Source organism: Bradyrhizobium sp. 164 (assembly GCF_023073715.1).
In the GTDB taxonomy this organism is placed as follows: Bacteria; Pseudomonadota; Alphaproteobacteria; order Rhizobiales; family Xanthobacteraceae; genus Bradyrhizobium.
In genome coordinates, this window is sequence record NZ_JADPKA010000050.1 from 345,063 (window position 1) to 368,622 (window position 23,560).

Sequence of the window (23,560 nt, forward strand, 5' to 3'; positions counted from 1 at the left end):
TTCGAACGCCTCCTCGAGGGACACCAAGAGGAGTTTTGACGTGGTACTTGAAGAGACCGTCCGCACCGCTCCGGGCTATGTACGGACCTTGATCCAGCAGGAAGAATTGCCGCTCCTGCGCGACCATCTGCTGAGACTGGATCCCGCAAGCCGGCACGACCGTTTCAACGGTTTTCTCGACGACAGCTTCATCGAGCGTTATGCCGCCCGCTGCGCCGATGACGGCACTGTGATCGTCGCCTACATTGTCGATGGCATGGTCCGCGGTGCGGCCGAGCTGCATCCGCCGGAGGATGATTCGCTGCCTGAGGTCGCCTTCAGCGTGGAGGCTTCCGCTCGCCGCCAGGGCGTCGGCACCGTACTGTTCCGCCGTCTGATCGCGGAAGCGCGCTGGAAGGGCTATAAGCGCCTGCGCATCACCACCGGCGCCGAGAACCACGCCATGCGGGCGCTCGCCAGGAAGTTCGGTGCGCATCTGGCTTTCCGCCACGGCGAATCGACCGGGACGATCGACCTCACCAAGACAACCGAGGCCGAGCTTGCCGATCTCGCGGCTTCGCCCTTCACAGCCGGCCGGGCCTTGCTCAGCTTCAACTCGACCTGCTGGAAGATCATCTCCAGCATCTACGGCAGTCGCGCCGCATAAGACAGAAAGCGGACCGGCAGGGCCGGTCCGCTTTCGTAGTCTGGGCAACGAAATGAGCGCTCAGGTGCCGGTGCGCTTGTCGTTGCCGAAACGGCGGACGACGCGGCGCTCGACCACCACGGAGCGTTGCGCGCCCTGTTCGCCGGCGATCACGCGGGTTGCGGTGATGCGGCTGTTGGTGCGGGCCTGCTTCTTGACCTCGGCCTGCACGACATCGAGCGGCATGCCCATCAGCGCTGCTGCGATCTCGGCCTGCTGCTCCTGGTCGTCGGTGATGCCGACGGCGGCGAAGATCGCCTCGTCCAGGGTGGGCGGATCGTGACGCACGCGCCGCGTGCCATATTTGGTATTCCAGTCTGCGCTCATAACGGCCTCGTTTGATGCCGGGATACCTAGTGCCGCTAATGTTGCATTGCAATATGGAATCGGTGTGGCATCTCAGCTATGCACCGGTCGGGTGTCAGGGCGGTGACGCGACACCTGCACCGAGTTCAATCCCTTGCTGTGGCCAGCGTTTCAGTGCCGCGTGCCCCGCTTCGGTGAGCCCGTAGATTCCCCGTTCAGCACGTGCGAACCAGCCATACACATTGTTAAGCAAGATCTTGCCGGCATCGGGACAGCGTTCGCGCAACTCGCTCACTCGCCGGGGGCCTTCGGCGAGGGCGGAGGCGCAGGCCAGCGCCTGCTGCCGGTAGGCCGTCATGATCGGGGCACGAGTGCTGCCGCCGAGCACGGGATCGCCCTGCCGGCGCTGATGTTCTGCGACGAGCCGCGAGCGAATCTTCGGCTCGCGGCGCGGCGCCGCCGTCGGCGGCTTCACCAGCACCTCGACCTGGCCGCGATCGGTGACCCCGAGCATGCCGAAGCCGAGCCGGCGGCACAGATTGCGATAGCGCGCATCGCTCTCACGCCCTTTGCCGCGGGCCGACATTCTGGCGGCGATCCAGATCTCGTCGCCGGCCGGCGCGCGGTCGACCGCTTGAAGGATCAGCTCGAGATTGAAGGCGAGCTTGAGCTCGCCGATGACCACGACAGGTGGATCGCCGGCGCTGAGGCCCACGAGATCGCAGCCGCCGATCTCCCCCTTCACGGTGAAGCCGAGCTCTTCGAGGAAGCGTTTGACGGGCAGATAGAGCGCGGTTTCCAAAGACAAGTTCCGTGTGTGACGTCCGATCGGAGAATCAGTGCAGGCAGTTTAGAGCCTTCTCGGCTCCGATTGAATCATTGCCGTCTGGCAGAGACTCGGAACGCGATCCGCCTACACCCGCCCACCCACCGGAATCAGCGCGCCGGTGACGCCGCTCGCGGCATCGCTGGCGAGAAACAGGATAACTTCGGCGAGCTCCTGCGGCGTCACCCATTTGGAGAAGTCGGCTTTCGGCATGTCGGCACGGTTGGACTTGGTGTCGATGATCGACGGCAGCACCGCATTCACGGTGACCTTGCCTTTCAACTCGTTGGCGAGTGCCTCGGTGAGGCGATGCACGCCTGCTTTCGAGGCCGCATAGGGGCCCATGCCGGAGCCTGCCTGGAGCGCGCCCATCGCGCCGATGTTGACGATGCGGCCGGCCTTGGAGGCGGCGAGATGCGGCAGCGCCGCGCGCGAGGTGTTGAGCGCGGTCAGGACATTCAGCGCATGCATGCGTTGCCAGGTCGCAACATCGCCGTCGCCGACGGTTTCGAAGGCGAAGCCGCCGGCGATGTTGATCAGCGCATCGAGCTTGCCGAAGTGCTTTGCCGCCGCCTCGATCGCCGTCTTCGCCTGCGTCGCGTCGGACAGGTCGACGCCGCCGATCTCGATGCTTTCAGGCGTTGCGGAGCCTTGTGAAGCCGCGTGATCGATGCGGGCTGTGCGCGCGCCGCGCGACTGCGCAATCTCCGCAACGACCTTGCCGAGCACGCCGCGCGCGCCGGTCACGATCAGAACCTTGCCTTGCATCATCGATCTCCCGGCACGCCGCCTACGATTGCAGATAACGCGCCTTCAGTGCAGTCCGTTCGGCCGCGCCGAGCTTGAGCCCGTCGCGTAAATAGGTTTCGATATCGCCATATTCCTGTCCGACGGCTTCGAACGCCGCAGCAAGGTAAGAGGCTTCGACGCTGCCGATGGCATTGCGTACGTCCTCTGGCAGATCGATCGCAGCTGTCGCATCGCGCTTGTAGTGCTGATTGGTGAGCAGGTAGTCCTCGGCAATGACGTCATCGGGTACACCGAGGGCATGCAGGATCAGCGCGCTCGCAAACCCGGTGCGGTCCTTGCCCGCCGTGCAGTGGATCACGAGCGGCGCGCGATCTTCCAGGAGATGGCCGAACAGGTTGCGAAAGCTGTGCGTGTTGTGGCGAACGTAGTTGCGATAGGATTCGCGCATGATCTCCAGCGCGACCGGTGCCGTCAGCGTGCCCCGAGCGAGCTCGGCGCGCAGCGCAGCGACGACGGTCGGCTCGATCGGCAGTGAGTGCACGGTGATTTCGTTCACGATGCAGACGCCGCCGGCGCGCTCCTCCAGCCCACGGAAATCGAAGGCGCTTTGCACCCCCAGCGCTCGGACGATCTCGATGTCGGCTGCGGTGAGGTGGCCGAGATGGTTGGAGCGGAAGATCTGCCGCCAGCGCGTGATGCGGCCGTCGGTGGTCGGATAGCCGCCGAGATCGCGAAAATTGCTGGCGCCTTGCAGGGCGAGGTGGCGGGCAGGGGAGTCGGACATGAGATCAGCTTGGGTTATGGTTCCACCGGGCGCGCTGCGGCGTCCTTAACGTCCATTACAGAGGGCGATCATGGGTCGGCACAAGGCCATTGTTTTGGCCATCACCATGCTGTCGGCCGGAAGTTTCGACACCCGGCCGGCCGATGCGCAGACCTATCGCTGTACCGATGGTACGCAGTTCATCATCTGACTCTATGACGGTCTCGGGCGCCCGCTATTCGAAGCTGGGATCACGCTGGCGATCGGCAGGACCGGGCCACCACGATCAACATCTGAAGCGGCCGCTCACGCCTGCGCGGTGATCTGAACGGCATTGTATCTGCAGGAATCAAAAAGGGCCGAAACACCGTGGCTTCGACCCATTTTTGAACTGCCGCCGGCGTTTGCGGGAGCGCGACGGTATCATCAGCGATCCCATTTCGGCTTGGCTTCGTCCACCGCGTCCTGGTGATACCAGCTGTCGCTGCAGATCGAGACGTTGGAGGGGGGCGAAGCATGATCGGCGGGAAGACGGGTCTCGCCATAGCGGCGTCCCCCAAGAGCTGCGCGGCCCCCGGCAGGGAATTGGTAGATCTTCGCAGTTCCGTGACTTAGACCATTGTTCATCATTGCGATTTCTCCTTGGTCAAAGCGCCTTGGCCTCCATGGTGCGCCCGACTCGTTCGATTGTGGTTACTGAAATCTCCATATCGGCGGCGCGCTCCGAATTGGAAAGTGCTGAAAAGGAAATCAGTTGCCGCCCAATTTGTAGGCAGATGCTCTGTTGCATCTCCTAAGGCACGGGCTCGCTGACCAACGGCTGGGCTATTCCAAAGGTTGCTAGGCAGTGCTCTAGGACTTTACGAAAGTTGCTGGGCATTGATGCGCGTTTCATCGGCGGCGTTCAGCATTGTCGCGCCTGCTTCAGAATCGGGCGCTTTTGGCGGGATTTTTGCGGTGCAGCTTCACGCTAAGGTGCGCGGCTATGACGCATATTGTTGGGGCTGTCCGGTCAGCTCCGGGCCGATGCCGACCGCGCTGGAAAACCTCCCGCAGTGCAGCCTTTTGGCACGTAAAATGCTTGTAGGGGGCCGGCCGATGGTGGCCGGGTACAAACGTGCGGGGACCCCAGGGCCCCCAACCTTTCGCATCATCTACAGAGAGGCTCAATGACCAAGTACAAGCTCGAGTACATCTGGCTCGACGGATATACGCCGACTCCGAATTTGCGCGGCAAAACTCAGATCAAGGAATTCGCGTCGTTCCCGACGCTCGAGCAGCTTCCGCTCTGGGGCTTCGATGGCTCCTCGACCCAGCAGGCCGAAGGTCATAGCTCCGATTGCGTGCTGAAGCCGGTCGCCGTCTTCCCGGACGCCGCGCGCACCAACGGCGTGCTCGTGATGTGCGAAGTCATGATGCCCGATGGCAAGACCCCCCATCCGTCGAACAAGCGCGCCACCATCCTCGACGATCCCGGCGCCTGGTTCGGCTTCGAGCAGGAGTACTTCTTCTACAAGGACGGTCGTCCGCTCGGCTTCCCGTCCTCGGGCTATCCGGCCCCGCAGGGTCCGTATTACACCGGCGTCGGCTACTCGAACGTGGGCGACGTCGCCCGCAAGATCGTCGAAGAGCATCTCGACCTCTGCCTCGCTGCCGGAATCAACCATGAAGGCATCAACGCGGAAGTCGCCAAGGGGCAGTGGGAATTCCAGATCTTCGGCAAGGGCTCCAAGACCGCTGCCGACCAGATGTGGATGGCCCGCTACCTGATGCTGCGTCTGACCGAGAAGTACGGCATCGACATCGAGTTCCACTGCAAGCCGCTCGGCGACACCGACTGGAATGGCTCGGGCATGCACGCCAACTTCTCGACCGCCTATATGCGCGAAGTCGGCGGCAAGGAGTATTTCGAAGCGCTGATGGCGGCGTTCGAGAAGAACCTGATGGACCACATCGCCGTCTACGGCCCGGACAACGACAAGCGTCTCACCGGCAAGCACGAGACCGCGCCCTGGAACAAGTTCAGCTACGGCGTGGCCGACCGCGGCGCCTCGATCCGCGTTCCGCACTCCTTCGTCAACAACGGCTACAAGGGCTATCTGGAAGACCGTCGTCCGAATTCGCAAGGCGACCCCTACCAGATCGCTTCGCAGATCCTGAAGACGATCTCATCCGTGCCGACCGGCAAGAAGGCCGCGGCGTAAGATCGTTCCGCCCCAGGGCTGGGGGCTGACCCGGGTTGGTCTCAAATCCGCCGGAGCTGCAGGGCTCCGGCGGATTTCTGCATTCTGATGACAGCTGTTCCTGTGGCCTGCCCGCCGCTTCCTGCGTCAAGCTTGTCGATTGCGTTGGAATGCGGGAGAGTGCGCCCGGATGCGCAGGGCCGGGGACACGGCTGGTGTTTGAAGGCTTCTACAAGGTGAGATTTCAGCTCGGCGACGCGGTCGGCCGGAGCGTGATGCATGCCGGCAATGGCAAGATGCTGGGCGGCAATTCGGCCTTCGCCCATATCGGCACCTACGACAAGACTGATGGCGGCGTCGACGTCGTCATCAAGACCGTCCGCCACAACCCCGATCCGAACTATCGCGCCATGGCCGGCACCGACGATGCGACCCTGATCGCGAAGGGCTGGGCCGACGGCAATCTCTATCGCTTCAAGGGCGAGCTGAAAGAGCTCCCAGGCGTACCCTTCCAGTCGGTCATGACGCCGATCACCGCAGACGAGGTGCCGGTCGCTGGCGGTGTCGGCGAAGCCGGCATCACTGATGGTCTCTATTCGATTCATCTGCGCATGCTCGACGGTCTCGATGGCGGCCTCACCGGCGTGATGCTACTCAACCAGGGCCGCATCCTCGGTGGCGATGCGGCGTTCTATTATCTCGGCAGCTACACCGCCGCGAACGGCCGCTGGAAGGGCCAGATCCTCAATCAGGAGCACACGCAGGCCAAGGACGATCCGATCTTCGGCGGCCACGAAGTCGGCATCGGTTTCTCCGGCCGCTACCATGCGGAAGAGGCGGTGCTGGAGGCCACGGCGCTCGCCGGCAAGCGCAGCCTGCGCCTGACCGCCGCGCTCAAGCTGATGCACCGCGCCTGAGCGCCACGGGATAAGCACATGGACAATTTCGTTCGCATGCTCTCGACGCTCGGCCTGATGGGCGCGATGCGCAGCCTGTCGTCTGCGTATGAGACTGCGACGGGCGTCCGCATCGACGCCGATTTCGCGCCGACCCAGGCGCTGCTGAAGCGGCTCCGCGACGGCGAGGCCGCCGATCTCGTCATCCTCACCCGCGAGGGGCTCGACGCAGTGATCGCTGAGGGCCGCGTGGTCGCCGATAGCGCGGCTGACCTCGCGCGTTCCTATGTCGGCATCGCCGTCCGGGCAGGACAGAGGCATCCCGATATCGCGACCGAAGCCGCGCTGCGCAAGACGCTGCTTGCCGCGCAGTGCGTCGCCTATTCGCGGCTTGGCGCCAGCGGAATCTACTTTGCGCAGTTGATCCAGCAGCTGGGCATCGCGCCGGAGATCAACGCCAAAGCCATTATCGTGCAGCAGGGCTTTACGGCGGAGCGGCTCGTCAATGGCGAGGCCGATCTCGCCGTGCAGCAGATCAGCGAACTGAAGCAGGTCGGCGGCATCGAGGTGGTCGGTCCGATCCCGCATGATTTGCAGACGCCGGCGGTGTTCTCCGCCGGCCGCATGGCGAATGCGACACATGCCGAAGCTGCCGATAGGCTGCTGCGCTATCTGGCATCGCCGGAGGCCGTTCCTGTCCTCCGCCAATCGGGACTCGAGCCTTGAATGTGCCAGGGCGGGGACGCAACGTAATGGTCATGCGCGCTTATCTCCTCGCAACTCTCCTGACGCTCGCCGTGCCGCTGGCGGCACAGGCGCAGTCGGCCGATCTCGTGCTGTGCGACCGGGTGGCGGCCGATCCCAGTGATCCCGACAAGCCGGCCGACGTGAAGGGCGTGACGGAGATCGCTTCCTCCGACGTCAGGACGGCCATCAAGTTCTGCAAGCAGGCCGCATCCTCCTCGCGCCGCGCCATGTTCGCGCTCGGCCGCGCCTATGCGGCCAACGGGCAGACGAGCGAGGCGATCATTGCCTGGCGCAAGGCCGCCGACAAGGGATCGAGCGCGGCGATGGTCGAACTCGGCGTCGCCTAGGGGACAGGCTCTGGGATCGCGAAGGACGAAGCACAAGCGCGAAAACTGTTCGAGAAGGCGGCGCAGGCCGGCAATCCCCGCGGCGTCAGCAATCTCGCCGCGCTCGGTAGCGCAAGTGGCGGCGCGCCCGCCGATCCCGCGCAGGCGCGCGCGCTGCTGGGCAAGGCCGCCGAAACCAATGCGGAGGCGCAGTACCAGCTCGGTCTGATGCTGGCGAGCGGCAATGGCGGGGAGAGGGACGACGTCGCTGCGCGCGCACTGTTCGAGAAGGCAGCCGCGCAAAATCATCCCGGCGCGCTGGAGCGAATGGGCGCCTTCGCCCAGGAAGGCCGCGGCGGGCCGAAGGACAAGGACGCCGCAAAGGCCTATTACGAACGCGCCGCAGCCCTCGGCGACGATGACGCCAAGAAGGCGCTGGAACGGCTGCGCTGTCCCTATGCGATCAAGGACAAGCAGGGCAAGCTCGTCACCACACTGTGCTTCTAATTCGCCTCTCTCTTCGCGAGAGGTGGTTCTAGCGCTCTGGTGACAGCGATGTGACTAGGGGGCTCGGCTCGCTTCAAGTTGTCGGCGAGATCGTTGCGGGCGTCGTGATAGGTGGTCTCGAGACAGCCGGGCGCCCGGGAACTTGACCATGCGCCGGTCGTTGCCATGGGCAGACTGGGAGATGCAACCATGATCCGCAAACTGGCATCCGGTGAATATCGCCTCTATTCGCGCAAGGTGAACCCGAAGACCGGCAAGCGGCGTAATCTCGGCACGTTCAAGAGCCGCGCGGCGGCCGAGAAGCACGAGCGCGAGGTGCAGTACTTCAAGCGGCATTGAAGGCCGGCGAATGCCGTCCAGGAGCCGGCAAGACAAAACATGCGAAAACAACCCCATGCACAGTAGCCAAGGGATTGAAATCGCACGTATTACGGATTAAGCGAAATTGGTTTGACCCGTCGAGCAAAACAGGTGCATAATGGCATCATAACGGCGGTCGGTCGCGGACGGGGCTGCGCGGAAAAGCCGATGACTTCGATGCGGCGACGATGCTAGCTAGCCCGCAAATCTTTTCCGGATTTTAGGTTCAAGACGTTGCTCAACGGGCTCTACAAGGTTGAATACGGCATCAACGGTGCCTTCGGCCGCAGCATCATGTGCATGCATGACGGCAAGCTGCTGGGCGGCAATTCCGCCTTTGCGCATCTTGGGACCTATGACGTCAGGGATGGCGCGATCGAAGCCAATGTCATCACCGAGCGCCACAACGACGATCCCAACTACAAGCCGCTGATGGGCGCTGATGTCGCCACGATCAAGGTCCACGGCAGGACGGAGGGATCGACGATCCTGTTCGAGGGCAAGGCCGATCCGATGCCGGGCAGCGTGTTCTGGGCCAACCTCGCGCCGCTCGATGATGAGGCGCTGCCGCCCCGCGGCACCGTCGGTCCCGGCGGTATCATCAACGGGCTGTACTCCATTCACCTTCGCGCGCTCGACGGCGTCGAGGCTGGCCTCTCCGGCGTGATGCTGCTGATGGACGGGCGTATCCTCGGAGGCGATGCGTTCTTCTACTATCTCGGCTCCTACTCCTCGGCGCATGGCCGCTGGAAGGGCGAGATGCTGAACCAGGAGCATACGCCGGCGAAAGACGACAATCCCGTGTTTGGCGGCCTGGAGGTGGGGATCGGCTTCTCCGGGACCTGCACGGAAGACAGCGGCGAGCTCGAAGGCATCGCGCTCGCCGGCAAGCGCAGCCTGCGCCTTGCCGCCTCGCTCAAGCTGATGCGGCGAGCGTAGGGCGCGGACATATAGGTGTTGGATACCTGTTTCCTGAAGCAGTCCTGAGCCGTCCCCGTGGCAACATAGCCGTCGACCCGCAGCTGAGAACGGACACGCTATTGTGGGCGACCTTCAGTCAAGTTCCCGTTCGATGCTGCTGCGAACGTCGTTGAAATCGCCGCTGGGATGACCTAGTTCTTTGCCGTGCAGCACGGTCTTGTCCAACATCTTCGTCCACTCGCCAGAACGGCCATGTTCGTGGCGATATGGGCCTTTGTGCTTCAGGTGTCCCTGATTTCGGTCTCGCAGGTGAAGGCGGCTGTTGGCGCTATGCCGATGCCTGCCGTCACGCTCAGCGGTTCCTTGCATTTTCACGATCAGTTGGCAGGGCACGTGCATTCCCACGCTGGCGACGACGCCGAAGGCCACGTACATGATGGACCGGATCACGACGACGATGGCGCTCCAAGCGTGGCTTGGGACATGTTTGGTACCTCGATCGCTTCACCGCAGTTCATTCACGTGCTCGGCTCTTTCGAAGTGCTCGGCGCTATCGAATTGCCGCTTGCGCGAGCCATCGTCGGGGTAAGCCCCGAGGCACTCATCCGGCCACCAAGTACCTTCAGCATCGCGTAGCCCAGGCGGCCCTACGGCCGCCGCCTTTTCGCATGTCTGAGGGAATTTTCCATGTTTATGAATCAGCGCTGCCCGAAAGGGCGGCTCGCAATCTTTGGGCTGGCCGGATTTATCTGGCTGGCGAGCCTGATCTTTGGTCTGTCCGGAACCGTTGCCCATGAAGGCCACGATCACAGCGATGCCGACAAGCCGACGTTTGTGTCCTCAGCCTATCCAAGGGTTGCCGCGCGCTCCGAGCTTTATGAGATCGTCGGCATCCTAAAAGACGGCAAGCTTTCGGTCTTCCTTGATGATGCAGTTTCGAACGACCCGGTTTCGGACGCTGCCCTGCAAGTCACGATCGGGGATTCCGCCCCGATCGAGGCTTCAAGCCAGGAGGACGGAGTCTACACCGCCGCGATCCCGAACGGCACGCCGGCTGGATCGGTTGAAGTCATCTTCTCAATCAGCGCCGGCAAGGGGAATGATCTGCTGGTCGACTCGTTCATACCGACGCGTGCCGGCGATGCCCGGCTACCAGAACAGAAGCACGAGCATGGCTGGCTTTTCTCAAGCCGAACCGCCATCGCTGCCTCCGCGCTAGTTGCCTTGGGCCTCGGCCTTCTCTTCGCCTATTGGAGGCGACGCGGCCGCAGCATGGCCGCCTCCATTTCCGCCGTGATGGCAGCGGTGTTCGCCGTTCTCGCCGCCATCATGTTCGGCGAGGGGCGGACGAACGCAACGCAACCAAATCCGCCGGATGCTCCCGCACTGAGCGATGCCCCGCGGCGCCTGCAAGACGGCACCGTCTTCGCGGCCAAGCCGACGCAGCGGTTGCTTGATGTCCGGACCGCTGCAGCCGAGCTGCAGACAATTCATCCCGCGGTTACGCTGATCGGCCGCGTCATGGCCGACCCCAACCGCAGCAGCATCGTGCAGAGCGTCTACGGGGGCCGCGTCGTTCCGATCGATGGCGGCATACCTCGCATTGGCCAAACCGTTCGCAAGGGCGATCTGCTCATCCAGATCGAGCCGCATCTGCCGGTCGCAGACCGCACGACGATCCTCGAAAAGGTGGGCGAGATCGAACAGTTGATGGCAGTCACGGAAAACAAGCTGCGGCGTCTGCGGCCGCTGGCCGAACGCGGCGCGGTGCCGCATGGGCAGGTCAACGACCTGGAAAGTGAATTGGAGGGCCTGCGGGCGCGCCGCGAAACCGTCCGAAATTCCCGCACCGGGTTCGAGGAGCTGCGGGCATCGACCGACGGCGTCATCACGTCCGCCAAGGTCGTGCCCGGCCAAGTCATTCAACCGCAGGACGTCCTGTTCCAGATCGCGGACCCAAGCAGCCTCTGGGTCGAAGCATTGGCCTATGATGACATAGGATTGAAGCAGCCTGAAGCTGCAACGGCGATGGCCCCGAACGGGCAGCAGATTGCGCTGACCTTCGTCGGAACGAGCCGGGCACTGCGCCAGCATGCCACCGTGGTTCAGTTTGCGATGCCGGATCCGCCAACGGGCCTCAACATCGGCCAGCCGCTGAACGTGATGATCCAGAGCGGCGCCCCTGTCGCCGGCCTGATCTTTCCGCGCAATGCGGTCGTTCGCAGCGGCAATGGTGAGAACATCGTCTGGCTGCATGCCGGGCCCGAGCGCTTCGAGCCGAAACCCGTTCGCGTGCTGCCGGTCGACGCGGCCCGCGTGATAGTGGCGGCCGGCGTCAAGGAGGGCGAGCGCATTGTCATTCGCGGCACCGACCTCATCAATCAGATCCGGTAGACCGCTCATGTTCAAGCTCATCGTGCAAACAAGTTTGCGCAATCGCCTGTTCGTTCTGGCAGTAGCCGCCGTGCTGGTTGGCTACGGGCTGGTCGTCCTGCCGAGCGTCTCCGTCGACGTCTTGCCGGATATCAACCGCCCGACCGTCAACATCCTGACCGAGGCGGAGGGACTGGCGCCCCAGGAGGTCGAGCAACTGGTGACGTTTCCGATCGAGACGTCAATGAACGGCATGCCCGGCGTGATCCGGGTACGCTCGGTCTCGGGCGTCGGTCTGTCGGTCGTTTACGTCGAATTCGATTGGGGCATCGACGTCTACCGCGCCCGGCAATTCGTCTCGGAGCGGCTGGCGCTGATCCGCGAACAATTGCCCTCTTCGGTCAATCCCCAGATGGGGCCGGTGACATCGATCATGGGCGAGATCATGCTATTCGCGTTGACGAGCGATGGCACAGGTTCGCCCATGGAAGTGCGCGAGATCGCCGACTTCGTCGTCAGGCCGCAACTCCTCGCCATTCCCGGCGTCGCCCAGGTGATACCCATCGGCGGCGAGGTCCGGCAATACCGCGTGACGCCGAACGTTGCCACCATGCAGGCACTCAGCATCACCCACGACCAGATCGAGCAGGCGGTCGCCAAGTTCGGCACCAACAGCGGCGGCGGCTTCGTTGACCAGCATGGCCGCGAATATCTGATCCGCAATGTCGGGCTCACCAGGCGTCTCGAGGACCTCGGCAACACCGTCGTTGCGAGCCGCGACCAGCAGCCGATCCTGCTGAAGCAGGTCGCCGCCGTCGATTTCGCGGCGCGCACCAAGCGGGGCGACGCCGGGTACAATGGCAAGCCCGCCGTCATCATCAGCGTCATGAAGCAGCCGGCTGCTGATACCGTGGCATTGACGCGCAATATCGAAGCCGGGCTGAAGGAGCTGCAGCGCACCATACGTTCGGGAATTAACGTGACTAACATGCAATTCCGTCAGGCCACGTTCATCGAGACATCGATAAGCAATGTCGAGCACGTTCTGGCCGAAGCCGCCATCGTCGTCGCCGTGGTCCTGTTCGTGTTCCTGATGAACGGACGGGCCGCGTTGGTTTCGCTGACGGCCATTCCGATATCGATCCTTGTGACAGTCCTGGTGTTCCGCGCCTTCGGCCTCACGATCAACACGATGACCCTTGGCGGCCTCGCCATCGCGATCGGCGAACTGGTCGACGATGCCGTGGTGGACGTCGAAAACATTTTGCGGCGCTTGCGGGAGAACGCCGCGTCGAGCACGCCGCGTCCTGTTCTGGACGTGATCTCCGGGGCGAGCCAGGAGGTTCGTTCCGGCATCGTCTATGCAACGATGATCATCGTTCTCGTCTTTGTGCCGCTATTCGCCCTTCCGGGCATCGAAGGGCGGCTGTTCACGCCGCTTGGCGTGGCCTATGTGGTCTCGATCCTCGCTTCGCTGCTGACGTCGATCACGGTGACGCCTGTTCTGTCCTACTATCTGCTTTCGAAACGAGCGCGTTCGGGTGACCGCGAGAGCCTGATCGTCACCAAGCTGAAGCAGGCCAATCGGCGGGTGCTGGGTTGGGCTTTCGAGCGGCGGGGTCTCGTGCTGAGCTCCGTCGCGGCGGCGGTCATGGTGGCAGGCTACGCCGCGAGCCAGATGCCTCGCAGTTTTCTTCCACCCTTCAACGAAGGGACGCTGGTGCTGTCGCTGCAGTACAATCCAGGCATTTCGCTCGCGGAATCGAACCGTCTTGGACTGCTGGCGGAACAGTTGCTCGCAAAGGTGCCCGAGGTGAAATCGGTCGGACGCCGCACCGGCCGCGCCGAGCTCGATGAGCACGCCGAAGGCGTGCACTTCAGCGAGATCGATGTCGATCTCGTTCCGTCCAAGCGCCAAAAGGCGGACATCTATACGAGCATCAGGGAAGCTCTATCCGCACTGCCGGCGTCAGTTGCCATCGGACAGCCGATCAGCCATCGCCTGGATCATCTCCAGTCGGGTATTCGTGCCCAGATCGTGCTCAAGATCTTTGGGCACGACATCGAGATGTTGCGCCGCCTGTCCGAAACGGTGCGCCAACGTCTATCGACGATTCCCGGTCTGGTCGATCTCCAGGTCGAAAAGCAGGTGCTTATTCCGCAGGTGCGGGTTCAGGTCGACCATGCCCGCGCCGCACTTCATGGCCTGACGCCGGCCGCGATCACCCAGGCACTCGACGCGCTGTCCAACGGCCGGAAGGTCTCTCAGATCGTCGACGGCAATCGCCGCTTCGACGTCATCATGCGCCTTTCTGAGCAAGACCGGTCGACAACAGGCCTGCAAAACCTGCTTATTCCGACCGGCTTGGAATTCGTTCCGCTCAGCGCTTTGGCTGAAGTCGTCGAGACAGACGGGCCGAACCAGATTCAGCGCGAGGGGACCCAGCGCAGGATCGTTGTCTATGGCAATGGGGACGGACGCCGCGACATCGCCGATATCGCTGCCGACATTCAGAAGGCGATTCGGGAACTTGAATTTCCGCAAGGCTACACGACCAACCTTGAGGGCGCCTTTCAGGCCCAGCAGGAGGCGTCGTGGCGCATCGGCATTCTGTCGCTGGCGTCCCTGACGCTGATCTTCATCGTCCTCTACGGCCGTTACCGATCAACCGCGCTATCGCTGATCATCATGGGCGGCATACCGCTCGCCCTGATCGGCAGCGTCGGCGCGCTGAAGATCTCCGGCCAGCCGCTGTCGGTGGCGTCGATGATCGGCTTCATCACGCTTGCCGGCATCTCAGCGCGCAACGGGATCCTGAAGATCTCCCATTACATCAATCTCGCCATTCACGAGGGCGAGCGTTTCGGAATCGGGCTGGTCGTTCGCGGTAGCATGGAGCGTCTCAGCCCCGTTCTGATGACGGCGCTTTGTGCCGGATTGGCGCTTACGCCGCTCTTGATCGGCGCGGACGAGCCGGGCCGGGAGATCCTGCACCCCGTGGCCGTGACGATCTTTGGCGGCCTGCTCAGCGCCACGATCCTCGATACCGTCGTGACCCCAATTCTGTTTCTGACGTTTGGCAAGCAGCCGTTGGAGCGGCTGATGGCCGGGCATGCTGCAAGGTTTACCCCCGCGGAAGCTCACTGACTTCGCACAACCTACCGAGGAGCCACCAATGAGAAAATACATCTTCCCGGCCGTGATGGCTGTGATCGCCACAATGCCGGACCTTGCCATGGCACAGACGAAGGGCAGCAACGGCGGTCCCGTCGTCAGATCGCAGGGACATCCGATCGAGTTTGTCCGCAAGGGCACGGAAATCGTCTTTTATGTGGGCGACGACGATGGTTCTCCGCTGTCGACCAAGGACATGTGGGGGCGCGCAACGATTCAAGACGGCGGCAAGACCGTCACCGTTCCGCTTGCGCCGGCCAATCCCAACATGATGACGGGAAAGCTGCAGGCCGAGCTGTCACCAAAGGCCATCGTGGTGTTTTCCGCGAGCTTGCATGGTCATTCCCTGACGGCCAGGTACACCGCGGAATAGTCAGCGCATAATTATAAAAAGGCGCGGCACTTGGCGCCAATGATGCAGGCCGCCGAGGTCGGGATGCGGGCTGCGGTGCCTGGACAGCGGCACGTGACCCCAAGTCGGACATCCTCCTAGACTACGGCTCACAAGTCCGCGGCTAAGTGCTAGGCTCCTTCTTGTCGCAGCGACGTGGTTCGTCTGGCCGTTCGGAGGGCACTTTGACTGAGCAGCGGGTTCAAAGGCGACTAGCGGCGATTTAGCCGCTGACGTGGTCGTCTACTCCGCGCTGATGCAGTGCGCTGAGGAATCTGGAGCGGCGAGGCCGCAGCTCCAGCAAGGCACATGAGCGGCTGAGGTTCAGCCGCGCACGTACCCCATGATTATGCCGGCGTGCTAGGCAGCCTGCCGCATGCGTTCGATACTCTGGGTTATATGGTTTCCGGCGTCGTCAGCCACCTTCAGAGACATGTCCGCCATCCGGCGGCTGGTATCCAAGGCGCTACTGACCGTGTCGCGCATCAGATCAGTCTGCAAGGCCGCCAAATCGTGAGGAGTTCGGCAGCGCCAGAGTTCATTCATGCGGTCCATGGTCCTCTCGATCTGCTGTCGAACGAAATCAAAGTACTCGCGTGACATGCCATTCATTCCTTTGGCCACTGCGGTCGTAGAGTACATGATTGCTTCGGCGTTGCGGACCGAGCGTTCCGTTGCCCGCTGCGCTTCATTGCCCGTCAAACCGAACGTGCGACCAAGCTGATCAGTCGAGCGGCCCATCATCGCGGTGGCCATGTCGACGCCGAAGCGCCAAGTGTTTTGCAGCATCTCGGCATTTTGTCGCAGCAGGTGGCTGCTGGCTTGGGCCACCTCCTCGCCGGCCTCAGCGGTAGCTAAGCCGATCCGTCTGGTCTGCTCCGCGGTCCTCTCGGCGGCGCGGCGGATTGTGTCCTCAGGGCTCTGCGTAGACTTTTCCTCCTGGCGTGGATTGGCCATTTGTTGCTCCATCGTTGTTGTTGGTGAGGTCGGATCCTATGCTCTCCGTCACAGGTGCGATCCTACGCGAGCAAACGTGGGCATTTCTGGACCGTTCCGGGGCGAGCGATTTTTTAATCAATCCTCCGCCATTGCGCGCAGGAACGAGCGCTTCAACTTCCAATTATTCGATGGATTGGCTGATCTGCTCGGCACCGCGGGTCTCGTGTTCTGACCCCTCGATCATCAAGGCTCGATCATGACCGCCGCCGAAACCGTATTGCTCATCGCCGCCTTGTTATTAGCACTTCTCATCATCGGCAACGTCGGCTTCTCCAAACTGGCCGCGTGGAGGAATCCACCAATCGGCAAGTTCCTCGAGTGCGACGGCGTGGTACTCCACTATATCGATCGGGGCGATCCCGCGGCTCCTTGTGTTGTGCTGCTCCATGGCAACGGATCCATGATCCAGGACTTCACGATCAGTGGCCTGGTCGATCTTCTTGCTCGTAGCAATCGCGTGGTGTGCTTCGACCGCCCGGGCTTTGGCTATAGTCAGCGGCCGCGGCGCCGAATATGGACCGCAGCAGCTCAAGCAGCTCTATTGGTGAAGGCGCTCAATCAACTCGGGATCCGCGATCCTGTGGTGCTGGGCCATTCTTGGGGCGCCTTTGTCGCTATCGCTCTCGGCGTGCGGAAGGATTATCCGATCCGGGGTCTTGTGCTTGCGTCCGGGTATTACTTCCCGACCGTCCGATTGGACGTGTGGCTGATGGCCGGTCCAGCCATACCGGTGCTAGGCGACTTGGTCAGTTACACTGTCGCGCCGATCATTTCGTGGGCCGTCTTGCCGGGAGCTCTCCGTAAGATCTTCGCGCCCCGTTCTGTCCCGCAGACGTTCAAGAATGAATTTCCAGCGTCTCTCGTTCTCAGACCCACACAGTTGAGGGCGGCTGCGGAGGAAAGTGCACTCCTCATTCCAACTGCGGCACAATTCCAATCCTATTATTCGACCATGGCCCATCAAGTGCAAATATTCCACGGAACAGAGGACCAGGTGGTCGAACACAACCAAGCGCGAGATTTACATCAGGCACTGCCCCGGTCCGATCTTCATCTCGTTCCGAATGCCGGGCATATGGTCACGTACGCAGATCCCGCCGCCATTGTACAAGCCGTTAATTCAATAGCAAATTCCTGAGGCCGGTGGCTTGTCTATCGCTTGGACCTCGCCGGAAGAAGAGCACTCGGCTTGCGCAAAGCGAACCTTCGGGCATCTTTGCGATGAACCAGCAGTGACGTGCTGAGAGCACCGATGGCCACGGCGGACCCGGCCTCACTAACAAGCGCCATTTCTACTTTAATTGGCCGGCGACGGCCGTCACTGCGCCCTGCGACGCACTGGCGCAGCAGCCGGCCGCAATTCCATTCTCGATATGCCTGCCGCGATGTTCACACCCGTTTGCGCCTGAACGGATACCGGTTGCAAGGCGATCGTGCGATCCGACCCGCCCACAAGAAGGTTGGCACCAACTCCGGCGCCAACAGTGCCGCCGGCGGTCGCGCCTGCATAGGTTCCAGCCAACGCGGCGTGGCGAACCGCGGTCGGGGCATAAACGGCCCAAACGAGCTGACCGCCGGACGTGGCCCCTATATCGAGACCAAGCGTGCTGACGGTGCCTTCATAAGCCTCGCGCGCCCTGCCTCTCGCCGATGCATAGATGCAGCTCAACTGCCGTTGTCCAGCAACAATCATGCCGACCCCGGGCGATATGTTGCACGTGAGTGTGCCGACTCTCGGTCGTCCGGCCTCCTGCGCCGCTGCCGGAACCGTGGCGAGCACGAGGGCCAGGGCCGCGCACGCTGTCGCCAAATTGGTCAGCCTTGTTTCGTTCAGCTTTGTCCCAATCATGAGGGCCTCCGTCGAGCCTATTCTGATGGTCCTTCAATACGCGCTCACCCAGCGATGTTCCTGTTGTTGGGGAAGCGAATAAGAGTACAGGAAAAATCTCTGATCTGTCGAAGCAGCGCCGGACGCGACGTGTGGCCGGGCTCTGACGCTCATGCGACCAGCTGCGAGGACGATTATTTCAGGTGCCGAGGTGTCTTCAAGGTGGACAGAATTGCCAAGCGATTTGTAGCGGCGGCGAATGAGATGGAGGCGCCCTAGCCGACGCGCCAGGATTCGGGTCCCGCCGGGCTTCCCCTGATGGCCGGCATGGCCTATGACGCTGCAACGCAAAAATTCCCCCAAAGACAAGCATGATCCGCCTCGACAACGTCAGCAAGCAAGCCGGCCACCAGATCCTCTTCATCGAAGCCTCCGCCGCTCTCAACAAAGGCGAGAAGATCGGCCTCGTTGGTCCGAACGGCGCCGGCAAGACCACCTTGTTCCGCATGATTGCCGGAGAGGAACTGCCCGACGAGGGCCAGGTCTCGACCGATCGCGGCATCAGCATCGGCTATTTCAGCCAGGATGTCGGCGAGATGAGCGGCCGCAGTGCCGTGGCCGAAGTCATGAATGGCGCAGGTCCCGTCAGCGAGGTCGCGGCCGAGCTGCGCGAGCTCGAGGCCGCGATGGCCGATCCTGACAAGGCCGACGCGATGGACGAGATCATCGCCCGCTATGGCGAGGTGCAGCACCGGTTCGAGGAGCTCGACGGCTATGCGCTCGACGGCCGCGCCCGCGAGGCGCTCTCCGGCCTCGGCTTTAGCCAGGAGATGATGGATGGTGACGTCGGCAAGCTCTCCGGTGGTTGGAAGATGCGCGTGGCGCTGGCGCGCATCCTTTTGATGCGTCCCGACGTGATGCTGCTCGACGAGCCGAGCAACCATCTCGATCTGGAAAGCCTGATCTGGCTGGAAAAATTCCTGCACGATTACGAAGGCACGCTGCTGATGACCTCGCATGACCGCGAGTTCATCAACCGCGTGATCTCCAAGGTGATCGAGATCGATTCCGGCTCGCTCACCACCTACGCCGGCGATTACGAATTCTACGAGCAACAGCGGGCGCAGAACGAGAAGCAGCAGCAGGCGCAGTTCGAGCGCCAGCAGGCCATGCTCGCCAAGGAGATCAAGTTCATCGAGCGCTTCAAGGCGCGTGCCTCGCATGCCGCCCAGGTGCAGAGCCGGGTCAAGAAGCTCGACAAGATCGAACGCGTCGAGCCGCCGCGCCGCCGCCAGAGCGTTGCGTTCGACTTCCCGCCGGCGCCGCGCTCGGGCGAGGATGTCGTGGCGCTCAAGAACGTGCACAAGGGCTATGGCAACAAGTGCATCTATGATGGTCTCGACTTCATGATCCGCCGCCGCGAGCGCTGGTGCGTGATGGGCGTCAACGGCGCCGGCAAGTCGACGCTGCTCAAGCTGGTTGCCGGCGCGAGCGAGCCGGACGAAGGCACGGTGGCGCTCGGGGGCAGCGTCAAGATGGGCTATTTCGCCCAGCATGCGATGGATTTGCTCGACGGGGAGCGCACCGTGTTCCAGTCGCTGGAGGACGCGTTTCCAACCGCGGGGCAGGGCTCCTTGCGCGCGCTCGCCGGCTGCTTCGGCTTCTCCGGCGATGATGTCGAGAAGCGCTGCCGGGTGTTGTCAGGCGGCGAGAAGGCGCGCCTGGTGATGGCCAAGATGCTGTTCGATCCGCCGAACTTTTTGGTGCTGGACGAGCCGACCAACCATCTCGACCTCGCGACCAAGGAGATGCTGATCAATGCGCTGTCGGATTTCGAGGGCACCATGCTGTTCGTCTCGCATGACCGGCATTTCCTGGCGACGCTATCCAACCGCGTGCTGGAGCTGACGCCGGAGGGCATCCACCAATATGGCGGTGGCTACACGGAATACGTCGCACGCACCGGGCAGGAGGCGCCGGGATTGCGGAGTTAGGGCAGTTCGTTACAGGCTGGGCTGGCGATTTGCGCGTTCACGGAATGATGCCGAGGCTGTGTCCGGCCGCTACCGGTCTGAGGATGCCAAAGCCGTAATCATAGTTTGGCACTGCGCCGCCGACCGGCTGCGCCGTGGCTTGCAATACCGCAATCATCGTTGCCGGATCCGTCGCCGTCGGTGGCCGACGGCTTCGCAGCGCGGCGACGCAGCCGGATGCGACCGCGCATGCCGCTGATGTCCCAGTGTCGGGCTCGAAGCCACGCGGGCCGCGCTGAACTTTCGAGCCGAGATACTGCGTGTAGGCGGTCACATCCGGCTTCTGCGGAAACATTCCCGCGATAGATGGTCCTTGCGACGAATAACAGAGTCGTACGTCGTGAACATCGCATGCGCCGAGCGTCAGCACCTCATGATATGTGTTGGCGCCCATGATCATTCCCGCCGTCCGCTGCAGGCACACGGCATTGGGGCAACCCTTCCCGCAATTGCCCGCGGCGAAAACCACGTCGGCCCCAAATGATGTGAGCAGCGAGACATATAGCCTGAAAGGATGCATGGGGTTGTCGATGTAACGCCGCGGATCGCCGGGCGAAAACTCGTCGAGACTCGGATGAAAAATGCCCCAGCTGTTGTTGACGACGAGCGCAGCCTGGGGAATGGTGCGCCAGATCAGGACAAAATAGCCGAGCACCATCTCGCTGATCGTTGCGCGGACGGTGTGCTCTCCGGCCGGTCGCCCCAGCAGCAACGGGTAATCGAGCAGCGTCACGTTGGGGGCCACCGCGAGCACGCCGTATGCGCACATCGTGCCGTGCCCAACGCGGTTGAGACCGGGCTTGGTCGCCACGGTCGGTGGCGTCCACGAATTGCCGATATCGAGGGCTGGGTTGAAGCCAAGCCGCCTGGCAAGGTGTGGCCTGTAGATCCCCGTGTCGACAATTGCGACCGCAACGCCTGCGCCAGAAAGGCCGTTGTGCTGCAGCGTCGCCGTGTCGAGGTCCTGCCGGACCGCGTCCACGTCGCCCGTGGCCTGGTTGGCGGCGGGGAACGTACTCGCGCCGCCCAAATCCGGATCCGACCAGACCGGCTCGCCATTATTGAAATTCGGCTTGGAAAGGCTCGCAGGATCCACGTAGGCACGGATCAGGAATTTCTTCGATTTCTCGAGCGCAAGGCGGGAGCGCGCTGCCTCGCCCCTGTCCTTGACCGAGACCACCGGCACGTGATCGGCGCCGTCCCAGATCGGCACGGCGGCGAATGCCTCATCAATAAGAAAGTCGGGCGCTGCGTTCTCGTGAACGTAACGGCGCATCGTGCCGACGGGGCTAATGCCGTCGATCAGGTCTTCAGCAGCCTGGACAAGTACGTCGTGTTGATCGCGCTGCGCCAGCACCCGTATGTAGCGGGACTGCAGTTCCCAAGGTCTCATGGTCGCCTCCGGTCTTGGGCCAGCCTTGCTCCCTCACTTCCATTCCTTCTGCGCGAGTGCGAACGTCGCCGCGTAGAACTGGCACGCCGAGAGGTAGGGCTTGATGGCGAGAGCGGCCTTGGCGCCCGCGTCGATGTCCTCGTGATAATGCAATCCGGCGATCATCCGGTTCATCCCGACCCGGGCGGCGAGAGCCCGCAAAGCGTCGGCGTATTGAGGCAGCAGGTCGGCCAGGCACTCGGAGGTGAGCGTGCCAATGAGTGCGTGTCCTGCCGGATAGGCCGGATGCCCCGGAATCGGGACGGGCGGGTATATTGTCGGGCAGACCTGGCTCGGCCGTGGCTGGTACCAAGGCGGCATGCCGGCGCTAGCCGTGTTCGCATATTGGAGCTTGAGTTGGACCATCGCGAATCGCCGACCCGAGCTATGATTTTCATGAGCAGGAATGTTTGCGGGTGGCTCGTCGCGGTAATGTTGAGAAGCTGCAACCACCGCAGCTGAAAATTCTGATCCTCCTCCACGATTTCGCCGAGCGCCTCCGGCCGTTCTGCAACCGCGAGCACCAAAACCTCGTCGATCATCTTCGCCGTGACCGGGTAGGTCGGTGGCGGCAGCGCGACGGCTGCCTGCCAGTACATGCCTCCTTGCTGCTGCATCGGGAACTCCGACATGATCGCCATGGCGCGCAAATCGGCATCCCATTCCGCTTCCCGGAACTTCTCATTGTAGGCCCGCGCGATGGTGATCTCGGCAAGTGGCCGATCTGCGCGCATGGCGAACACGCGCGTTGCATTAGCCCCGTTTGAACCGCCCGCCCAGTTGCCACCAAACCAGTTGCCACCAAACCAGTTGCCGCCGAACCAATTACCGCCCATTTCGGCATCCTCCTATGGTTCGCTGCAAATGCAGCATGGCTTCAATCAGGCAGACCTGCCTGTCGCAAATGTTCGATGAAGCGGTCCCGCAAATCTGATTTGAAGGGACAACGCTCACGGTAGACCGAAAGCTGGAATTGAGACTGTATGTCCAAGAGCATTTTGGCGACGGAGCGGGCCTCTTCGACTTGGCCCTTTGCAATGTAGGCAGCTGCCAGGATACGCAGGTTGGCGGATAGGCGTCCGTTCAGTCCCGCGGTCTTGCGTGCCCAAACGACCGCCTCGTCGTAATTGCCGTTGATGTAATGCGCCTGACCGAGGAACATCAGGTAGAAATAGGCCTGCGTGTCGGCAGGTGATAGACGCAATCCTTGTTCAGCGCGCGTGATCGCCGACTGCCCGTCGCCAAGGTAGCCGTACACGCCGCTGCTTAAGGTCCAGGCCATGGCATTTCCAGGCGATGCGCTCAACGCTCTATCGAAGAGGTCGAGCGCTGCATCGTAGTCCTTGAATAAGAGCGCCTTGGCATGTCCAAGAACCGCTAACGCGAAGCCGTCGGCCGGCGCACGGTCTACCGCAGCGGCGGCAAGGCGCGCCGCTTCCGCCGCATCGGGCCCGCGCTCGGCTCCCCAGCCTTGTGCGACATTGTGAATGTGCCATAGCGCTGCATAAGCGTAGGGAGTGGCGTAGTTTGGGTCCGCAGCGATTGCGGCCTGTAGCAGCTCGCCCGCCCGGCTGAAGTCGAAGAAGTTCATGCGGTACATGAAGTCGATCGCCTTCATGAGCAGCTCGTAAGCGTTGAGGTTGTCCGACTTTCAATTACCCACATTTAGCCGAGAGGGCTGAGGGAGCGCACCAACTATTGCATCGCGGGAATCGACCGTGATTCCTTGTCTGGCACCGATTCGCAGGGGGCGGTGCCAATGGACGAAGAAGCCGACGCATGGTTTGATCGCGAGCTCGCTGGCTGCAACCTTGCCGACGAGCGCCTGAATAAGCGGCTCCGCAAACTGCTAGCGCAGATCGGGAGCGCCATGGGAGAAAGCATTCCACTGGTGTGCCAGGACTGGGCCAATACCAAGGCTGCGTATCGTTTTTTCTCCAACGACCGGGTCAGTGAGGCCGACATTCTGGCCGGCCACTTTCAATCGACGCGTGAGCGCACGATTGCCACCGACGGACCTATTCTAGTGCTCCACGATACGACCGAGTTCAGTTATCAA

24 protein-coding genes and 1 pseudogene are annotated in these 23,560 nt (G+C 62.5%); 14 read left to right on the plus strand and 11 right to left on the minus strand.

Going from position 1 to position 23,560, the window contains the following annotated elements; all coding sequences use genetic code 11:
• Positions 1-40: 40 nt before the first annotated feature.
• Entirely contained in the window at positions 41-646 is a 606-nt protein-coding gene (locus IVB01_RS18965) for a GNAT family N-acetyltransferase (RefSeq protein WP_247281552.1), read from the plus strand.
• 60 nt (positions 647-706) lie between these two features.
• Here IVB01_RS18965 and IVB01_RS18970 read toward each other — a convergent pair whose 3' ends face one another.
• The 5 genes from IVB01_RS18970 to IVB01_RS18990 form a co-directional block, all read right to left on the minus strand.
• Entirely contained in the window at positions 707-1,012 is a 306-nt protein-coding gene (locus tag IVB01_RS18970; protein WP_015686575.1) for a hypothetical protein, read from the minus strand.
• Positions 1,013-1,106: 94 nt separating this feature from the next.
• Positions 1,107-1,793 carry a DUF2161 family putative PD-(D/E)XK-type phosphodiesterase gene (locus IVB01_RS18975; RefSeq protein WP_247281551.1) on the minus strand — a complete coding sequence of 229 codons (687 nt, stop codon included), beginning with the start codon at positions 1,791-1,793 and terminating at the stop codon, positions 1,107-1,109.
• Between the two features lie 111 nt (positions 1,794-1,904).
• The gene (locus IVB01_RS18980; RefSeq protein WP_247281684.1) at positions 1,905-2,585 is read right to left on the minus strand and encodes an SDR family oxidoreductase; all 681 of its coding nucleotides are present in this window, start codon (positions 2,583-2,585) and stop codon (positions 1,905-1,907) included.
• A 22-nt stretch (positions 2,586-2,607) separates the two neighbouring features.
• On the minus strand, positions 2,608-3,351 hold the full coding sequence (locus tag IVB01_RS18985) for a tyrosine-protein phosphatase (RefSeq protein ID WP_247281550.1): 744 nt from the start codon (positions 3,349-3,351) through the stop codon (positions 2,608-2,610).
• A 405-nt stretch (positions 3,352-3,756) separates the two neighbouring features.
• Positions 3,757-3,960 carry a DUF2735 domain-containing protein gene (locus tag IVB01_RS18990; RefSeq protein WP_247449327.1) on the minus strand — a complete coding sequence of 68 codons (204 nt, stop codon included), beginning with the start codon at positions 3,958-3,960 and terminating at the stop codon, positions 3,757-3,759.
• Positions 3,961-4,499: 539 nt separating this feature from the next.
• On the opposite strand from IVB01_RS18990, the gene IVB01_RS18995 reads away from it, so the two are divergent.
• The 10 genes and pseudogenes from IVB01_RS18995 to IVB01_RS19040 all read left to right on the plus strand — a co-directional run bounded on the left by IVB01_RS18995 (position 4,500) and on the right by IVB01_RS19040 (position 15,191).
• Positions 4,500-5,534: a glutamine synthetase beta-grasp domain-containing protein gene (locus IVB01_RS18995; protein ID WP_247281548.1), complete on the plus strand. Its 1,035-nt coding sequence runs from the start codon at positions 4,500-4,502 to the stop codon at positions 5,532-5,534.
• A 194-nt stretch (positions 5,535-5,728) separates the two neighbouring features.
• Positions 5,729-6,430: a GrlR family regulatory protein gene (locus IVB01_RS19000; RefSeq protein WP_247281547.1), complete on the plus strand. Its 702-nt coding sequence runs from the start codon at positions 5,729-5,731 to the stop codon at positions 6,428-6,430.
• Between the two features lie 18 nt (positions 6,431-6,448).
• Positions 6,449-7,135: a substrate-binding domain-containing protein gene (locus tag IVB01_RS19005; protein ID WP_247281546.1), complete on the plus strand. Its 687-nt coding sequence runs from the start codon at positions 6,449-6,451 to the stop codon at positions 7,133-7,135.
• Between the two features lie 32 nt (positions 7,136-7,167).
• Positions 7,168-7,989, plus strand: a pseudogene (locus tag IVB01_RS19010) (tetratricopeptide repeat protein).
• Between the two features lie 189 nt (positions 7,990-8,178).
• Positions 8,179-8,328: a hypothetical protein gene (locus IVB01_RS19015; protein WP_007609497.1), complete on the plus strand. Its 150-nt coding sequence runs from the start codon at positions 8,179-8,181 to the stop codon at positions 8,326-8,328.
• A gap of 255 nt (positions 8,329-8,583) precedes the next feature.
• On the plus strand, positions 8,584-9,288 hold the full coding sequence (locus IVB01_RS19020; protein WP_247281545.1) for a GrlR family regulatory protein: 705 nt from the start codon (positions 8,584-8,586) through the stop codon (positions 9,286-9,288).
• 234 nt (positions 9,289-9,522) lie between these two features.
• A complete protein-coding gene (locus tag IVB01_RS19025) occupies positions 9,523-9,906 on the plus strand; it encodes a hypothetical protein (protein ID WP_247281544.1) in 384 nt (127 codons plus the stop codon).
• A gap of 51 nt (positions 9,907-9,957) precedes the next feature.
• Positions 9,958-11,664, plus strand: coding sequence for an efflux RND transporter periplasmic adaptor subunit (locus IVB01_RS19030; RefSeq protein ID WP_247281543.1), 1,707 nt, complete (start codon positions 9,958-9,960; stop codon positions 11,662-11,664).
• A 7-nt stretch (positions 11,665-11,671) separates the two neighbouring features.
• Positions 11,672-14,791 carry an efflux RND transporter permease subunit gene (locus IVB01_RS19035; protein ID WP_247281542.1) on the plus strand — a complete coding sequence of 1,040 codons (3,120 nt, stop codon included), beginning with the start codon at positions 11,672-11,674 and terminating at the stop codon, positions 14,789-14,791.
• A gap of 28 nt (positions 14,792-14,819) precedes the next feature.
• Positions 14,820-15,191, plus strand: a complete 372-nt coding sequence (locus tag IVB01_RS19040; protein ID WP_247494729.1) for a hypothetical protein — start codon at positions 14,820-14,822, stop codon at positions 15,189-15,191.
• Between the two features lie 378 nt (positions 15,192-15,569).
• On the opposite strand, the gene IVB01_RS19045 is transcribed toward IVB01_RS19040, so the two are convergent.
• Positions 15,570-16,166, minus strand: a complete 597-nt coding sequence (locus IVB01_RS19045) for a phasin family protein (protein WP_247281540.1) — start codon at positions 16,164-16,166, stop codon at positions 15,570-15,572.
• A gap of 238 nt (positions 16,167-16,404) precedes the next feature.
• Here IVB01_RS19045 and IVB01_RS19050 point away from each other — a divergent pair, with 238 nt between their 5' ends.
• Complete coding sequence (locus IVB01_RS19050; RefSeq protein ID WP_247281539.1) at positions 16,405-17,346, plus strand: alpha/beta hydrolase; 942 nt, start codon at positions 16,405-16,407, stop codon at positions 17,344-17,346.
• Positions 17,347-17,526: 180 nt separating this feature from the next.
• On the opposite strand, the gene IVB01_RS19055 is transcribed toward IVB01_RS19050, so the two are convergent.
• The gene (locus IVB01_RS19055) at positions 17,527-18,057 is read right to left on the minus strand and encodes a DUF992 domain-containing protein (RefSeq protein WP_247281538.1); all 531 of its coding nucleotides are present in this window, start codon (positions 18,055-18,057) and stop codon (positions 17,527-17,529) included.
• A gap of 350 nt (positions 18,058-18,407) precedes the next feature.
• Here IVB01_RS19055 and IVB01_RS19060 point away from each other — a divergent pair, with 350 nt between their 5' ends.
• Entirely contained in the window at positions 18,408-20,030 is a 1,623-nt protein-coding gene (locus tag IVB01_RS19060; RefSeq protein WP_247449333.1) for an ABC-F family ATP-binding cassette domain-containing protein, read from the plus strand.
• A 37-nt stretch (positions 20,031-20,067) separates the two neighbouring features.
• Here IVB01_RS19060 and IVB01_RS19065 read toward each other — a convergent pair whose 3' ends face one another.
• From IVB01_RS19065 to IVB01_RS19075, 4 genes are read right to left on the minus strand one after another with little or no spacing between them, the layout of a single operon-like run.
• On the minus strand, positions 20,068-21,462 hold the full coding sequence (locus IVB01_RS19065) for a S8 family serine peptidase (RefSeq protein WP_247494730.1): 1,395 nt from the start codon (positions 21,460-21,462) through the stop codon (positions 20,068-20,070).
• 33 nt (positions 21,463-21,495) lie between these two features.
• Positions 21,496-21,627, minus strand: a complete 132-nt coding sequence (locus IVB01_RS35480; RefSeq protein WP_256464846.1) for a hypothetical protein — start codon at positions 21,625-21,627, stop codon at positions 21,496-21,498.
• Between the two features lie 5 nt (positions 21,628-21,632).
• The gene (locus tag IVB01_RS19070) at positions 21,633-22,337 is read right to left on the minus strand and encodes a hypothetical protein (RefSeq protein WP_247494731.1); all 705 of its coding nucleotides are present in this window, start codon (positions 22,335-22,337) and stop codon (positions 21,633-21,635) included.
• Between the two features lie 41 nt (positions 22,338-22,378).
• Positions 22,379-23,119, minus strand: coding sequence for a CDC27 family protein (locus IVB01_RS19075; RefSeq protein ID WP_247281534.1), 741 nt, complete (start codon positions 23,117-23,119; stop codon positions 22,379-22,381).
• Between the two features lie 141 nt (positions 23,120-23,260).
• Here IVB01_RS19075 and IVB01_RS19080 point away from each other — a divergent pair.
• A partial coding sequence (locus IVB01_RS19080) for a transposase DNA-binding-containing protein (protein ID WP_276577622.1) occupies positions 23,261-23,560 on the plus strand: 300 nt, incomplete at its 3' end.